Genomic DNA, 17775 nt, shown 5'->3' on the forward strand with positions numbered 1-17775 from the left:
ATCAGAACTGCGCGGTGGTTAAGCAGGCCTCTGCCGCGCTCCAACGGATTGTATTTACGGCCTACCAACCCCGGCCCGAATTCACCCAGAAATTCACCGACAGCGATGTGGTAATCGATTCCACCTGGTGAAACCAGCCTTCAGGCAGGAACAGCAGGTCGCCGGCTTGCAGGGTGATGCGCAGGAAGGTTACGTCGCGGGCGGTGGGGAAGCGTTGGTAGTCGGGGGCGTCTGGGTTGAAGTCGCAGCCGTCCAGGCCGCCTTTGGGGGAGGTTGACCAGGTACCCAGTGCTTCGCGGTGATGGGGCGCGGCGAGGATGAAGGATTTCTGGCCCCAGACCTGGGCGAACAGGTTGTCGGTGTCGTCCCGGTGCAGCGGGGTCAGGGTGCCTTTGGGCCCGATCCAGATGCGCGGGGCGATGTACAGCGATTGCTCGAAGTAGGGCGGATACTTGATTTGCGCCAATAACTGCGCGGGCAGGATGTTATTGCCCATGTACGCCGGCGGCTGGCCGTTGGCGCTCTTGTCGGCGGGTTTTTCCAGCGAGGCGATGAAGTCGGCCATGGAGGTGGAGCGGAAGTCGCGGTCAGTAGAGAAGGTTTTCTTCACGTAGTCGCCGTGACGGGTGATGCCCTGCAATTCGGCGAAATGGCTCAGGGATTGTTCGCGGCTCATGTTGAACAGCGGCCAGTCCTGCAGGGCGTCGCTGATGATCAGCGGAATACCTTCGAGCAGGTAGTGGTTCCTGAATTCGCCGACCGTGACTGCGCTGCGCGGTCTTCTTTCGACGCTGACCTGAGTTGGCAGGCTGGCCGAGACGCGCTCGCTGAAACGCGGCGGCGTCGGGTAGCGCTGGTTGATATCGACTTTTTCTTGCTTGACGGTGCCGCGTCGGGCGCTGTCGATGATTTGCGGCAGCAACGTCGCCAGACCCATATTGCCGCCGATCTTCAAACGCCCGCTGGCGAACAACTCCTCGACGTTGGCGACGCCGCTCATGATGCCGAGAAAGTCAGTCTTGCTGACTTCAATGGTCACGTCCGGCCGCGCGTGGCGGCCGGTTTCAGTCACGGTGCGCGCCTGCACATCGGACCAGATCGCCAGATCAGCACCGAAGATGAACTGAAAGACGCCTTCGATACCGACCGAACCGGCATTGACGAACAACTTTGACAGGACGGGCTGCAGATCCACGGCGCTTACTCTTGTTGGTTTGGGCTTGAAGGGGGAACGAGTGAGCGATCGGGAAATTTATTGGAGTGGGCCGTATGCCACGGTAGCGAGCTTGCTCGCGAAGGCAATATTTCAGTCCCAAGGCATGTGCTGGCGGCACCGACCGCTTCGCGAGCAAGCTCGCTCCCACAGGAAATGGGCGCGCGCTAATTTTTGCCTCATGCCATCCGTTTTCTGAGGACTGGTCGAGCCCGTGGCTCCCAATCTTCTTTGGACGGATGCCTGCTGATGAATGCACAAGACTCCCTGAAACTCGCCCGCCGCTTCATCGAGTTGCCGTTGCAGAAACGCCAGTTGTTTCTCGATGGTTTGCGCCGTGAAGGGATCGATTTTTCGGTGTTTCCGATTCCTCAGGGCGTGGTAGCCGAAGACCGCGATGCCTTGTCTTACGCCCAGCAGCGCATGTGGTTTCTCTGGCAGCTGGATCCGCAAGGCGCGGCGTATAACTTGCCGGGCGCGGTGCGGCTGACCGGCCAGCTGGACGAATCAGCCTGCGAGCAAGCGTTCGCCAGTCTGATCCAGCGTCACGAAACCCTGCGCACGGTGTTTGAACGCCAGGCCGATGACAGTCTGCGTCAGGTGCCCTGCGTCACCGCGTTGGTTATCGGGCGTGAGGACTTCAGCGACTTGCCCGCTGCCGAGCGCGAAACCAGGGTGCAGGAGCAGGCGCAGCAGCAAGCGACCCAACCGTTTGATTTGGCTCGCGGGCCTTTACTGCGGGTCAAACTGCTCAAGCTCGGCGCCCAGGAGCATGTGCTGCTGTTGACCCTGCACCACATCGTTTCCGACGGTTGGTCGATGAATGTGTTGATCGACGAGTTCACCCGCTTCTACGACGCCCATCAGCAAGGTCGCGCAGCGCAAATGGCCGAGCTGCCGATCCAGTACAGCGATTACGCGTTGTGGCAGCGGCGCTGGCTGGAAGCTGGCGAGCAGGCTCGGCAGCTGGAATATTGGCAGGCGCAACTGGGCGACGAACACCCGCTGCTGGAGTTGCCCACCGATCATTCCCGGCCTGCGGTTGCCAGCTATCGCGGTGTGCGTCACGAGTTTGCCGTGGATGGCCAGTTAGTCGAACAGCTGCGCAGCCTGGCCCAACAGCACAACGTCACTTTGTTCATGCTGTTGCTCGGTTCGTTCAATGTGCTGCTGCATCGCTACAGCGGCCAGCGCGATATTCGCGTCGGCGTGCCGATTGCCAACCGCAATCGCAGCGAAATCGAGGGTTTGATCGGCTTTTTCGTCAACACCCAGGTGCTGCGCTGCCAGCTGGACGGCCAGACTCGGGTCAGCGATTTACTGCAAGGCATCAAGGAAACCGCACTCAGCGCCCAGGCGCATCAGGATTTGCCGTTCGAGCGTCTGGTCGAGGCGCTCAAGCTGGAACGCAGCCTCAGCCACACGCCTTTATTTCAGGTGATGTACAACCATCAGCCGCACGTCGCCGACATCAGTTCGATCACCACGGCTTCCGGACTGACTCTCGGATTGGTGGAAAATCGGGGCCGTACCACGCAGTTCGACCTGACTCTCGACACCTGGGAAAAGGCCGGCAAGCTGCAAGCGGCGCTGACCTATGCCAGTGATCTGTTCGAGCCCGCGACCATCGAGCGTATGGCCCGTCATTGGACCAACCTGCTGCAGGCCATCGTCAGCGATCCTCGGCAATGCGTCGGCGAGTTACCGATGCTCGCCCCGGCTGAATATCAAACCCTGATCCATACCTGGAACCCCAAGGCTGATGTTCAACAGCCGGACCGCTGTATCCACCAGCTGATTGCTGAACAGGTCGCGGCGATGCCGGACAGCGTGGCGCTGATCCACGGCGAGCAGCGCCTGACGTATCGGCAACTCGACATCCGCGCCAACCAGCTGGGGAACAAACTGATCGAGCTTGGCGTTGGCCCGGAAGTGCGGGTCGGCGTGGCCATGGCGCGCAGTGATGGCTTGATCATCGCCTTGCTGGCGGTGCTCAAAGCCGGTGGCGCTTATGTGCCGCTGGACCCGGAATATCCCGCCGAACGTGTCGCCTACATGCTGCAAGACAGCCAGGCTCAGGTGCTCCTGACCGAAAGCGCGGTCATGGCGGGCTTGCCGCAGACTCAGGCGGCCGTGGTGTTGCTCGATCATGCCGGATGGCTGGCGGATTATCCCCAAGGCGCGCCGCAATCTCGGGTGTCGGCGCAGAACCTGGCCTACGTGATCTACACCTCGGGTTCGACTGGCAAACCTAAGGGAGTGGCGATTGCCCATGGCAACGTTGCGGCGCTGATCGACTGGTCGCAGCAGGTTTACAGCCAAGAGGATTTGCAGGGCGTACTGGCCTCGACGTCGGTGTGCTTCGACCTTTCGGTCTGGGAGATTTTCGTCACCCTGGCCAGCGGTGGTTTCATCGTGCTGGCGCGTAACGCGCTGGAGTTGCCGCAACTGTCAGCGCGAAATCAGGTGCGATTGATCAACAGCGTGCCGTCGGCAGTCGCGGCGCTGCAACGCAGCGGCGAGATTCCCGACAGCGTGCACATCATCAATCTGGCCGGTGAACCGCTCAAGCAATCGCTGGTCGAGGCGCTGTATCAACGGCAGACCATCGAGCATGTTTACGATCTGTACGGCCCGTCGGAAGACACCACTTACTCCACCTGGACCCGTCGCGAAGTCGGTGGCAGCGCCAATATCGGCCGACCGCTGAGCGGCACTCGCAGCTACATGCTCGACGTCGATCTGCAGCCGGCACCCGTGGCTGTCGCTGCCGAGTTGTATCTGGCGGGCGCCGGGATTACCCGAGGCTATCTTGAGCGGCCCGGGCTTACCGCGGAACGTTTCGTGCCTGACCCATTTGCAGCAAACGGCGAGCGTCTGTATCGCACCGGCGACCTGACTCGCTATCGCCCGGATGGTGTAATCGAGTACGTCGGGCGCATCGATCATCAGGTGAAGCTGCGTGGTTTTCGTATCGAACTGGGCGAGATCGAAGCGCGCTTGCTCAGCCATGCACAGATCAAGGACGCGGTGGTGCTGGTCCACGACGGCAAGACCTTGCTGGCGTACGTCGTGCCGGATGTCGCGCCCGAAGACCCTGCGGCGCTCAATCAGCAGCTCAAGGATCACGTGCTGCTGACGCTGCCGGAATACATGGTGCCGAATCTGTTCGTGCAGCTCGACCAGTTGCCGACCACGCCCAACGGCAAGCTGGATCGCAAAGCGTTGCCGCAACCGGATGTGCTTCAGGCGCAGCGCTTCACCGCGGCCGGCACCGTCAAGGAGCGGGCCTTGGAGGAAATCTGGCAGCAAGTGCTGGGCGTGACTCAGGTTGGGCTGGACGACAATTTCTTTGAGTTGGGCGGCGATTCCATCGTCTCGATTCAGGTGGTCAGCCGCGCGCGTCAAGCCGGTCTGACGCTGACGCCACGGGATCTGTTCCAGTATCAGACCTTGCGCAGCCTTGCTGAAGTCGCCCGGGAGGAAACGCCGCTGTTGCTCAATCAGCAAGCGGTGACCGGTCCGGCATTGCTGACACCGATTCAGCAGTGGTTTTTCCAGCAGCCCATCCCCGAGCGTCAGCACTGGAATCAGGCGGTGTTGCTGACGCCCCGACAAACTGTGGATAGCTTGGCATTGCAGTGCGCGCTGGACTGGCTCACTCAACAACACGATGCGTTGCGCCTGCGTTTCGACATCGACGCTGGGCAGGATTGGCAGCAATGGCACGCCGAAGCGCAGCCCGTGGAACTCTGGAAACGCACGGCAACTGGCGCCGAGCATCTGCGTGACCTGTGCAACGACGCGCAGGCCAGTCTGAACCTGAGTCACGGGCCGCTGTTGCGTGCGCTGCTGGTGGAGATGGCCGATGGCAGTCAGCGTCTGCTGCTGGTGGTCCATCACCTGGTGGTGGATGGTGTTTCCTGGCGCGTGTTGCTTGAGGATCTGCAACAGGCTTATGCCCAGGCGCAAACCGGGCAGGAATTGCCAGCTGCGTTCAAAACCAGCGCCTATCAACAATGGGCGGCGCGGCTAGCCGAATACGCCTCAAGCCCGGCGCTTGAGGCGGAGCTGCCGTATTGGCAGGCACAGCTGCAACAGGCCGCGCCGGATCTGCCTTGCGACAATCCGCACGGCGGCCAAACCAATGCGGTGGCGCGGCGCATCAGCCTGCGTCTGGACCAGCAGCGCACCCGGCAATTGCTGCAACAGGCTCCGGCGGCGTATCGCACCCAGGTCAATGACTTGCTGTTGACAGTCCTGAGCCGGGTTGTCTGCAACTGGACCGGCCACGCCTCGACTCTGATTCAACTGGAAGGCCATGGCCGGGAGCAGCTGTTCGACGACATCGACCTGACTCGCAGCGTTGGCTGGTTTACCAGTCTGTATCCAATGCTTCTGATGCCATCTGTAGATCTTGGCGATTCGATCAAGGCCATCAAAGAGCAACTGCGTGGCGTGCCGAATAAAGGCGTCGGTTACGGCGTGCTGCGTTATCTGGCGCGCAATCAGTCCCTGGCAGCTGCGCCGCAACCGCGCATAACCTTCAATTATCTGGGCCAGTTCGATCAGCAGTTCGACGAGGGCGCGTCGTTCGTTCCTGCCAGGGAAGGCAGTGGCTTGGGGCAAAGCGAACAAGCGCCGCTGGCCAACTGGCTGAGCATCGAAGGTCAGGTGTCTGGCGGGGAATTGCAGCTAGACTGGAATTTCAGTCACGAAATATTCCATGACTCAACCATTCAGTGTCTGGTGGATAACTACGCCCGTGAACTGACGGCGCTGATCGAGCACTGCACGTGCAGCGTCAACCACGGGATGACGCCTTCGGATTTCCCGTTGGCGCGCCTGAGCCAAAAACAACTGGATGGCCTGACACTCGCAGCCAGTGGCGTCGAGGATATTTACCCGCTGGCGCCCATGCAGCAGGGCATGTTGTTTCATAGCCTGCTGGACCAGAACGGCGGGGATTACATCAATCAGATTCGGCTGTCGATTGGTGGGCTGGATACCCAGCGCTTCCGTGCGGCGTGGCAGGCGGCAGTGGATGGTCACGATGTCCTGCGCAGCGGATTTATTGTCAAAGCTCCCGGACACGTCCAGATTTGCGCAAAACCTGGTAGGAGGGGACTCGTCCCCGAAGGCGTAAGTCCGGACAGCGTTGAACTGGAGCAGCCGATTCAGGTTGTCTTTAAACATGTAGAGATCCCGTTCAGCATGCTCGACTGGCGTGATCGAACCGATCAACAGACTGCGTTGAAAGACCTCGCCGTGGCAGAGCGGGACAAAGGCTTCGACCTCACGCAAGCGCCCTTGCTGCGCCTGTTGCTGGTGCGCACTGCCGATGATTGCCACGAGCTGATTTACACCAGCCACCACATTCTCATGGACGGCTGGAGTAATTCGCAGCTGTTGGGCGAAGTCTTGCAGCGCTATCAGGGGCAAGCTCCCGGGCGGCAGGTCGGGCGCTATCGGGATTACATCGCCTGGCTGCAACGTCAGGATGCCGGGCTCAGCCAGGGATTCTGGAGCAACCAGCTTGCGGTATTGCAGGAACCGACCTTGCTGGCGTCGGCGCTGGCTGCGAGCGAGCAACCGCAGGCCAAGGGCTACGGCGACCTTTATCAGCGCTTCGACGCCAGCCAGAGCCAGCGCTTGAGCGAGTTCGCCCGCCAGCAGAAAGTCACCGTCAACACAATGATGCAGGCGGCCTGGCTGCTGCTGTTGCAGCGTTATACCGGCCAGGACTGCGTGACGTTCGGTGCCACGGTTGCCGGGCGTCCGGCGGACGTCGACGGCATCGAGCAGCACATCGGTCTGTTCATCAACACCTTGCCGGTGATCGCCAGCCCGCGCAGTGAACAGCCGGTCAGCCAATGGCTGCAAGCGGTGCAGACGCAGAACCTGGGGTTGCGCGAGCACGAACATACGCCGTTGTTCGATATCCAGCGCTGGGCCGGGCAGGGCGGCGCGGCGTTGTTCGACACGATCATGGTCTTCGAAAACTATCCGGTCTCTGAAGTGCTGAAAAGTAGCGCGCCGCAAGGTTTGCAGTTCGGCGAGCTGCTCAATCATGAACAAACCCATTACCCGCTGACCTTGGCGGTAGGTCTGGGCGAAACCCTGGATGTGCATTTCAGCTATGACCTGCGGCACTTTGCCCAAGGCAGCGTCGAGCAGTTGAGTCGGCATCTGTCGGCGCTGTTACTGGGCATGCTTGAGCAGCCACAACTGGCGGTGGGTGAGCTGGCGATGCTGGCTGCCGACGAAGCGCGGGCCATTCTCGCGCTTAATCCTCCATTCACGGATGTTGCTCGCACGCCGGTGCCGCAATTGATCGAGCAACAGGCGCAGCGCACACCCGACGCCGTGGCGCTGGTGTTTGGCACGCAGCAACTGAATTATCAACAGCTCAACGCCCATGCCAATCAGCTGGCGCACGCCTTGATTGCACGCGGTGTCGGGCCGGATGTCCTGGTGGGGATCGCGGTGGAGCGTGGTCTGGAAATGATCGTCGGTCTGTTGGCGATCCTCAAGGCGGGCGCGGCTTATGTGCCTTTGGACCCGGCTTATCCCGGGGATCGGCTGGCGTACATGGTGCAGGACAGCGGCTTGAAATTGCTGCTGACCCAGCGTCACTTGCTGGCGCAGCTGCCGATCCCGGCTGATGTCGAAACGCTGATCGTTGAACTGGCCGACCACGCGCCGAATGCCGTCAATCCGCCGCAACGTTGTGCCCCGGACAACCTGGCTTACGCCATCTATACCTCGGGTTCCACCGGCAAGCCCAAGGGCGTAATGGTGCCCCATGGCGCGCTGAGCAATTTCCTGTGGAGCATGGCGAAAAAACCCGGCCTGAAAGCCGAGGATCGCATGCTGTCGCTGACAACGTTTTCGTTCGACATTTTCGGTCTGGAGCTTTACTTGCCGCTGATCGTCGGTGCCCGAGTGGTGCTGGTCGACAAAGACGCGACCATGGATGCCGACGCCATCCTCAAGATCGTTGCCGAACAGGCGGTCAGCGCGCTGCAAGCCACGCCGTCAACCTGGCGCATGGTGCTGGACAGCCCGCAGGCCAGCGCGTTGCGCGGCTGCAAATTGCTCTGTGGCGGCGAGGCCCTGGCTGATGAGCTGGCGTTGCGCATGGCCGGGTTGGGCGAGGTGTGGAATTTGTACGGGCCGACCGAAACCACCATCTGGTCGGCGCAGCATCCGTTGCTCGGCAAAGATCCGCAGCCCTGGTTGGGCTCCGCCATCGACAACACCGGGTTGTATATCCTCGCTGGCAACGGCGAGCTGGCGCCGGTCGGCGTGGCGGGCGAGCTGTTGATTGCAGGCAGAGGCCTGGCGCGGGGTTATTTCCAGCGTCCGGGGTTGACCGCCGAACGCTTCCTGCCTGATCCATTCGGCAAGGCGGGCGAGCGCTTGTATCGCACTGGCGATCTGGCCCGTTATCGCCCGGACGGGGTGATCGAGTACCTGGGCCGCATCGATCATCAAGTCAAGATTCGCGGTTTCCGTATTGAGCTGGGCGAGATCGAAGCGCAACTCATGCAGCAGGTCGGCGTGCGCGATGCAGCGGTGCTGGCGCGGGAAATCGCCGATAGCCAACAATTGGTGGCTTACGTGAGCGGCGTGAATGACCGCGAAGCGCTCAAGGCCAGTCTCAAGCAGACGCTGCCGGATTACATGGTGCCGACCCATTGGCTGTTCCTTGAACGTTTGCCGCTCACCCCCAACGGCAAACTGGATCGCAAGGCCTTGCCGATGCCGGACGCCAGTGAAGCGGCGCAAGGTTATGTCGCGCCCCGTACCGCGCTGGAGCAACACATCGCTTCGGTGTGGCAGGACGTATTGCAGCTGGAGCGGGTCGGCCTGAACGACAACTTCTTCGAGCTCGGCGGTCATTCGTTGCTGGCAACCCAGGTGGTGGCGCGGCTCAAGCAGCAGCTCGCATTGCCGGTTGGCCTGCGGGATCTGTTCGCCGAACCGCAGTTGCAGGAGTTTGCTGCGCGGCTGGCCGGGCAAGCCACCGTTACTCCCGGCAAAACGCTGGCGTTGGTCGCCGCAGGGGAGCAAGCCACTGCGCCGTTGTCATTGGCGCAACGCCGTTTGTGGGTGGCCGAGCAGTTTGGCTCCGGCAGCGGCGCTTACGGCATGCCGTTGGCGCTACGTTTGTGCGGCGCGCTGAATATCGAATCGTTGCGCGCCAGCCTGGCAGCGCTGATCCAGCGCCACGAAATCCTGCGCACGGCGTATCTGGCCGATGACGAAGGCGACCCGATTGCTCAGGTTTCCGCGCAGCTCACCCTGGATATGCCGCTGCTCGACATCAGCCATCTTTCGCCTGTGGAGCAACAAACCCGCGTCGCGTCGGCGGTTTCCGACAACACACGGCTGCCCATCAGTCTGGAGCAGGCTCCGTTACTGCGTGCGCAAGTGTTGCGCGTATCGGCTACCGAACATGTGCTGTTGTATTCGATGCACCACATCATTTCTGACGGCTGGTCCATGGCAGTGCTGGTCAACGAGCTGGTACAGAATTACGCGGCGCTGGAGCAGGGCGCGATGTCGACATTGCAGCCGTTACCGGTGCAATACGCCGACTACGCGCGCTGGCAACTGGAGTTGGAACGCAGCGGCGTCCTGCGTGAGCAGGCCGGTTATTGGCAGCAAGCGCTGGTGGGCAGCTCCGGATTGTTGCCGCTGCACATGGATTTCCCGCGTCCGGCCAGTGCGTCGTATGCCGGGGCGAACCTGCAATTCAACCTGCCGTCGTCGTTGGGCGATGCACTGAACGGAGTGGCGCAACGCGCCGGAGTGACGTTGTACAGCACGCTGCTCGCGGCGTTTCAGGTGTTGCTGCATCAGTGCACCGACGCCGACGACCTGCTGATCGGCGCGGATGTGGCCGGGCGTCAGCAACCCGAACTGGAAGGCTTGATCGGTTTCTTCGTCAACATCCTGCCCTTGCGCTCGCGCTTCGCTGCCGATCAGCCATTTTCAGATTTCCTCGCGGCCACTCAAGAAACCGCGTTGAGTGCCTTCGAGCATCAGGACCTGCCGTTGGACATGATCGTCGAAGCGGCAGGAACGCCGCGCCACAAAGGCGTCAATCCGCTGGTTCAGGTGTTGTTCGTGATGAACAACCTGCCGCTGCCCAGCACCGACATCGAGGGTGTCGCCGTGGAAGTCCTGCCTGATCCGGGCGGTTATTCGAAGTTCGACATGGCGCTGTTCATCGACCAGAGCGCCGGCCAGTTGCAGGGCACCTGGCAATTTGCGAGCGACCTGTTCAAGCCCGAGCGTATCCAGCACCTGCTCGACAGCTGGCTGGAGATTCTCCAACTCATCGTGCGTGACCCAGACATCAGATTGAGGGATATCAACGTGCCCAGCCACATTGCAGCCAGACCTGTCGGAACAGATGCAGTTTCACCGGCCCGATCCAAGGCCGACAAACTGGGTTCTTTCCTGAAAAAGCCGAACAAGACCGCCAGCGCCGCACCGTTGTTTCGCGAGTCGCTGATCGTCCCCGGCCAGCCGTTTCCGTTGCTGGTGGAGCCTACCGACCCCAGCCTGGACCTGATCGAATGGGTCAAGGCCAATCGGCCCTTGATCGAACAGAAGCTCGCCCATCATGCGGGCATTCTGTTCCGGGGTTTCCAGTTGCATGACATTGAGGATTTCGAAGCCTTTGCCGAAGCGGTGCAGCCGGGGTTATACGGGCAATACGGCGACTTGCCGAAGAAAGAAGGCGGCAAGAATACCTATCGCTCCACGCCGTACCCGGAAAAGAAAATGATTCTGTTCCACAACGAAAGCGCCCATCAGGATCGCTGGCCGCGCAAGCAATTGTTCTTTTGCGAGCAACCCTCGCCAGTGGGCGGTGCCACGCCCGTGGTGGATTGCCGGTTGATGTATCGCTCGCTGCCGGTTGCGCTGCGCGAGAAGTTCGAAACCAAGGGGCTGCTGTATGTGCGCACTTTCGCCGACAAACTTGACGTGTCGTGGCAGCACTTCTTCAAGACCGACAGCCGCGCCGAGGTCGAGGCCCGTTGTCAGTTGGCGGGCATTCAATGGGAATGGCTGGACCACGACGAATTGCAGATTCGCACCCCATGCCCGGCGATCATCGAACACCCGATCACCGGCGAAAAAAGCTTTTTCAATCAGGTGCAGTTGCACCACATCTATTGCCTGGACCCGGACGTGCGCGAAGATTTGCTGGGCTTGTTCGGCGCTCAGCGCATGCCGCGCCATGTCTATTACGGTGATGGCTCGCCTATCGAAGACGACGTAATGCGCCAGTTGGGCGAGCTGTACGAGCAATGCGCGGTGCGCTTCGACTGGCGCAAAGGCGACGTGATCCTGCTCGACAACATGCTCGCGGCCCACGCCCGTGACCCGTTCGAGGGACCGCGCAAAATCGTCGTGGCCATGGGCGAGATGGTCGAGCGCAGCGCACTGCAACAAACGCCAAAACCGGTCATGGAACCACAAGGGACTGACGCATGAATACGCACGACGAAGTGATCACCGATTCAGGCCTCGCCCTCCTGGCTGAGCAGCTGATAGAACTTGAACGCGTGCAAAATGGCGCAAGCTGGGGCGACTCCGGGTATTTTCTGCGCATCGACATCGAGGGCCCGCTGGACCCGCAGCACCTGCAACTGGCCCTCAATGAATGTGTGCAGCGTCAGCCGGTGTTGGCCACTGAATTGCGTTCGGTGCCGGGTTACCACGGCCAGCGCCAGTTCCCCGGCGCGGGTCGGCCGGATTTTGCCTTGACGGTGGATGAGCAGGTCCAGTCGACCCAGGTCATCGATCAACGCCTGGCGCAGTGGTATGCCCGGCCGTTGCAACTGGCGACAGGGCGGTTCGCCGAAGCCCTGTTACTGCGCCGGGATACGCAGGCCTGGCAACTGGTGCTGGGCGTGGGCAAGTTTCTCGTGGATCAGGAAAGCCTGAAGATCCTGTTCCGGGATTTGCTGGCGGCCTACAGCAACCAGGTTGCCGGTGAAGAAGAGCAGGCTCAGTTCGCTCAGTATCTGGAATGGCGCAGCGAAGTGGTGCTTGACGAAGACGCCGGGACGGCCAAAAGCTATTGGCAGGCGCAGCTGAATTCGCAGGAAACCACGGCCCCGGATCTGCCGGAGCGCCGCCGGGGAACGCTGGCCAAGTCGTCGATCCAGCGTCTTGAGGCTGCAATCAATCCTGAGTTGTTGACCCGTCTCGATGCGCTGGCAGCAACTCAGGCTCGTCCACTGGAAGCGCTGTTGCAGGCTGCATGGTGGCTGCTGTTGGGGCGGATCAGCGGCCGCGAAGTGTTCGTCGGTATATGGCGTCACGATGCGCGCCGGGATTATGAATTCTTCACTGACAGCGTTGGCCTGTTCGAGAAGAATCTGCCGCTGACGTTCGCCCCCGACATGAGCCAGCCATTCAGCATGTGGCTCGCTGGCGTTGGCGCGCAGCTGGAAGATCACAGCACTTGGCAGGAGTACCTGCCAGCTTCAGTCGGCACGTCGGCCTATGGCTTTGCCGTGCGCGGATCGGCTCAACAGCAAACGGCTGCGGGTTTGCGCTGGACGCCCATCGAAGTGCCGGAAACTGCGCCACCGTTCGAACTGATGTTGAATGTGCTGCTTGATCAGCACCAGAAAGCCAGCAGCGTACGTCTGGACTTTCTGCCGCAGCGGCACGCGGAAAACACCGTGCGGCGCTTGCTCGATCAGTATCAAGTGCTGCTGCAAAGTATTGCCACGCCGCAAAATGCGGCGACGCCCATGGCTCAGCTCAATGTGTCGAGCGAGCAGGAGCGGGCGGCATTGCTGGCGCTCAACCCTGCGCCGCTGAATCTGTCCGATCAGGGTTTGTTGCCGACTATCATTGCCCGCTGGGCGCAGCAAACCCCGGACGCCGTCGCGCTTGAAGCCGATGGGCAGCGCCTGACTTATGCCGAGCTTGAGGTTCAGGTTCGTCAAGTTGCCGCAGGTTTTGTCGCCCAAGGCATCACTCGCGGTTCCGTAATTGCCCTGGCGCTGCCACGTTCGATGAATCAGGTGCTGGCCATTCTGGCTGCATGGCGCGCGGGGGCTGCTTATCTGCCGCTTGACCCGGCCTGGCCGCAGGCGCGCCGCCAGTCGATCGTCGAACAGGCGGGCGCGAGTCTGGTGATCGAAGACGCCGCAGACCTGATGACGCTTGAGTCGCCGGACTTGACCGAACTTGAGCTGAGTGGCGCTGACGCGGCCTACGTGTTGTTCACCTCCGGCTCGACCGGTATGCCCAAGGGCGTGGTGATCGAGCATCGCCAATTGCTCAATTACACGGCCGGGGTATCGCGCCAGTTGGCTCTTGATGGCTGTAAGCATTTCGCCCTGGGTTCGACAGTGACAGCCGACCTGGGTAATACCACCCTATACGGTGCGCTGTACAACGGTGCCACCTTGCATATTTGCAGTGATCAGGTGATGCAGGATGCACAGGGCTTTGCCAGCTTCATCGAGGCGCAGCGGATCGATTGCCTGAAAATCGTGCCGTCGCATTTGAGCGCTTTGCTGGATGTCGAGCGGCCAAGCCTGCCGATGACGCTGGTGCTGGGCGGCGAGGCAGTCGCGAACAGTCTGGTCGAGCGAATTTTGCAGATTCGCCCCGATTGCCGTTTGTTCAATCATTACGGCCCGACCGAAACCACGGTCGGCGTGATGGTCCATCCAGTCACACGCGCCGATGCGCAGCAGCCCGGTATTCCGCTCAGCCAGGTGCTGCCCAACAATCAGGTGTACATCCTGGATGCCCGGCAACAGCTGGTGGCGGGCGGCGAGCTGGGTGAGTTGTATATCGGCGGCCAACAATTGGCGCGGGGCTATCTGAACGCTGCTGCTGGCGATCAGGCGTTTATCGCCAATCCGTTTGCGACGGGCGAGCGGCTGTACCGCAGCGGCGATCTGGCCCGCTACCGCGCCGATGGCAGCATCGAGCTTTATGGGCGCAAGGATCAGCAGGTGAAGGTGCGCGGCTTCCGTATCGAACTGGCGGAAATTGAAGCGCAGCTGCTGCAACTTCCGGAAGTCAGCGAGGCCGTGGTGTTGCTGGATCCGTCTTCAGCGGAGCCGGTTGCCTTTGTCGTGGCGGGGCAGGGCGTATCGGGCGAAACGCTCAAGGCCGAGCTGGCGCTGCGTTTGCCCGCCGTGATGGTGCCGGGGCGTATGCAACTGTTGGAACGCATGCCACGTCTGGGCAATGGCAAGGTGGATCGCCAGGCATTATCGCGACTGGAAATCAGCGAGCCAGCGCATGCGTATCTGGCGCCGCGCGATGCTTTGGAACAGCTGTTGGCTTCACGCATGGCGCAACTGCTGGGGCAGGAAACCTTGAGTGTTGACCAGGACTTTTTTGCGGCCGGCGGCCATTCGCTGCTGGTGATCAAGCTGGTGGCCGGCATTCGCAAGTTGCTGCAATGCGAAGTGCAGCCGGGCATCGTCTTTGATAATTCCACCCCGGCGGCGCTGGCCCTGGCGTTGCGCGAACGGGAGGCGAGTCCGGGTCAACTGGAGACAATCGCTCGGGCGCGTCTGACACTGGACAGCATGAGCCCGGAAGAGAAAGCGCAGATGCTGGCGCGGGCGCGGCAGGGGGCCTGAAGCTAATAGTTGATTCCTGTTGAGCGAGGCTTGCCCGCGAAGAACGATGACGCGGTGGATCTGTCCCACCGAGACGCCCGAATTCGCGGGCAAGTCGGAACGCCGCCCGCTCGCTCCAACGGGCTTGAGGTGTGTCCAGTTTTGCCAAAAAACGCGAAATATTCGTAAACGTATAAAACTTCCCCATTTCACTAATTTTTCAACTTTCCCGTTCGTTCATTGAATGCTCAATACCGTTTCCGCTGCCCGCTTTATTCCCGGGTACGTGTCTATGTGCAGTAAACACGGCGCCTAGAGGCTAACGACGAGCAACTCATTTTCTACTGGTCAGCCATCCTCAGAGACGGCGGCCCGCCAACTTAACGATTCAAACGGGGTGATCCATCGCATGAAATCCAGGAACCAGACATTTGCCAGGCGTTTGTTGAAATCGCCGATGCCTTCATGGAGAACGTCCGCATCCGTAGTGGTATTGGGGTTGGCGCTGGGAACATGCGAGGGCGTGTTCGCTGAAGTCCGTCATGTGAATATTCCGGCCCAGCCTCTGGATGCCGCGCTAAATGCGCTGGGCGCGCAGACCGGGCTGCAAGTGTTGTATCGACCGGAAATGGTCAGCGGCAAGAAGTCCGTGGCGGTCAACGGTGATCTTGAGCCGGGTGCTGCGCTGGACAAGCTGCTCAATGGCGCCGGCCTGACTTATCGCATCGAAAACAACACGATTTTCCTCAGCGAAGAGTCCATTGCCGGCGGTGCGATGGAATTGGGCGCGACGACGATTCAGGGCCAGGGCATGGGCCAGGCAACTGAGAACTCCAAGTCCTACACCACCGGCTTGACCAGCGTGGGCTCGAAAACCCCCACCAGCCTGCGCCAGACGCCGCAGTCGATTTCCATCATCAGCCAGCAAATGATGGCTGACCAGCAGTTGACCGATATCAACGATGCGCTGCGCATGACGCCGGGCATCACCGTGCAGAACAGCACTTATCGGACGTTCGACATCTTGTCCCGTGGTTTCAAGATCGAAAACTTCCAGCTCGATGGTGCCGCGCCGATGGCGTTGGGCAGTTCGCTGGGCAGCTTCTATTCGTCCAACGTCTACGACCTGGCTGAATTCGACCACATCGAAGTGCTGCGTGGTTCGGCGGCATTGTTTGGCGGCACGGGTGATCCTGGCGGTATCGTCAACATGGTGCGCAAACGCCCGATGGACACTTACCAGCTGAAACTTACCGCGTCGGCGGGCAGTTGGGACAACTATCGCCAGGAAGTAGACCTCACCGGCCCGATTGCCTTCGACGGCAAACTGCGCGGTCGTATGGTGGTTGCCAACACCGATCGACAGTATTTCATCGATAACCGCAGCACGGAAAAACCGTTCGTTTACGGCGTCCTCGAAGCTGACATCACCGATGACACCATGCTCACCGCCGGTATCCGCTACAACAAAGCCCATGAGAATGGCACGCAAAACTCTGTGCCGCGCTACCTCGACGGCTCCGATATCGGCCTGCCGCGTCACACCAGTCTCGGTCAGAACTGGGGTTATACCGACACCACCGGGCGCGAGATTTTTGCCAAGATCGACCACAAGCTATCAGACGACTGGAAACTCAACGTTTCCTATACCGATCTCTGGGATGTTGGCTACTTCAAGACCACGACCGTCAGCGGTGTAGGCGTCAACCAGGCGACCGGCGGCGGGTTGTCCTGGAGCAGCACGACTGCCAAGCAGGAAAACCAGCAGCGCATGTGGGACACCAACCTGTCCGGCACCTTCGACATGTTTGGTCTGCAACACGACCTGGTGGTCGGCGCTGATTATCAGGACGTAACCAGTCGCTGGCTGGGTGTTGCCCGAGTCGTGGGTGGCGCAATCAACCCTTACGATCCGGACAGCACGCCGTTCGCCGAGCCACCAAACAACACCAACTACACGCGCGATTACAGCCCCAACGACCAGAAACAGTACGGTCTGTACGGCAGCTTGCGCATGCAGTTGGCCGAGCCGCTGCATTTGATCCTCGGCGCGCGGGTGCAACGCTACAAATTTGACCAGACCTACAAGACGCTTTCAGCCGGGACCTGGAACACGTCCTCGCAAATTTCCATGCGCGAACCGACCAAAGTCACGCCTTATGGCGGTCTGGTCTATGACCTCAATGATGAATGGTCGGTCTATGGCAGCTATTCGGAAATCTACAAACCGCAGGTAAGTTTGCTGACCGGTTCGGGCTCTTCGCTCGACGCCATGGAAGGCAAGACTTATGAGACCGGTCTCAAAGGCGAGTTGTTCGGCGGTAGAGTCAACACCAACTTCGCGCTGTACTACACCAAGCGTGACAATCAGGGCGTGCGCGATCCAGCCTATCCTGCCAACGACTATGACTTCTCCGGCAGCTGCTGCTGGATTGGTAGCGGCGAAGTGGTGAGCAAGGGCGTCGATATGGAAGTATCGGGTGAAATCATGCCTGACTGGATGTTGATGGCCGGTTATACCTATAACCAGAACCACAACAAGAGTTCCAAGACGTTGCTGAGCACCCAGACGCCCAAGCATTTGTTCAAGCTGTTTTCCACCTATCAGCTGCCCGGCGTGTTGTCGGACTTCAAAGTGGGCGGCGGTGTGAACCTGCAAAGCTCCAACTACTACAGCGGTACGGTGACCAACAGCGGCGGCACCAATACCTATGACTTCGAGCAGGCGGGCTATGCAGTCTGGAATGCGTTGGCCGAATACAAGGTCGACGAACACTGGACCGTCACCTATAACGCCAACAACATTTTCGACAAGACGTATTACTCAACCGTGGGCTCGACTTCCGCCACCAACTGGTACGGCGAACCGCGCAACCACATGCTGACCTTGCGCGGTACTTTCTGGTAACAGAGCGCGCTTGAATGAAAAGGGGGAGC

Annotated in this window: 4 protein-coding genes; 3 read left to right on the forward strand and 1 reads right to left on the reverse strand. The window is 60.5% G+C overall.

Going from position 1 to position 17775, the window contains the following annotated elements:
- Positions 1-61: 61 nt before the first annotated feature.
- On the reverse strand, positions 62-1195 hold the full coding sequence (locus ACP7E4_RS03930) for a cupin-like domain-containing protein (protein ID WP_426111695.1): 1134 nt from the start codon (positions 1193-1195) through the stop codon (positions 62-64).
- 267 nt (positions 1196-1462) lie between these two features.
- Between ACP7E4_RS03930 and ACP7E4_RS03935 the strand changes: the two genes are divergently transcribed.
- The 3 genes from ACP7E4_RS03935 to ACP7E4_RS03945 all read left to right on the forward strand — a co-directional run bounded on the left by ACP7E4_RS03935 (position 1463) and on the right by ACP7E4_RS03945 (position 17746).
- Positions 1463-11728: an amino acid adenylation domain-containing protein gene (locus tag ACP7E4_RS03935; RefSeq protein ID WP_426111693.1), complete on the forward strand. Its 10266-nt coding sequence runs from the start codon at positions 1463-1465 to the stop codon at positions 11726-11728.
- On the forward strand, positions 11725-14859 hold the full coding sequence (locus tag ACP7E4_RS03940; RefSeq protein ID WP_426111691.1) for a non-ribosomal peptide synthetase: 3135 nt from the start codon (positions 11725-11727) through the stop codon (positions 14857-14859). The genes ACP7E4_RS03935 and ACP7E4_RS03940 overlap by 4 nt, the downstream gene beginning before the upstream one ends.
- Before the next feature lie 436 nt (positions 14860-15295).
- Positions 15296-17746: a TonB-dependent siderophore receptor gene (locus ACP7E4_RS03945; RefSeq protein WP_426111689.1), complete on the forward strand. Its 2451-nt coding sequence runs from the start codon at positions 15296-15298 to the stop codon at positions 17744-17746.
- Positions 17747-17775: the final 29 nt, after the last annotated feature.

Origin of the sequence: Pseudomonas sp. DSP3-2-3 (genome assembly GCF_049898225.1) — a bacterium.
In the GTDB taxonomy this organism is placed as follows: Bacteria; Pseudomonadota; Gammaproteobacteria; order Pseudomonadales; family Pseudomonadaceae; genus Aquipseudomonas.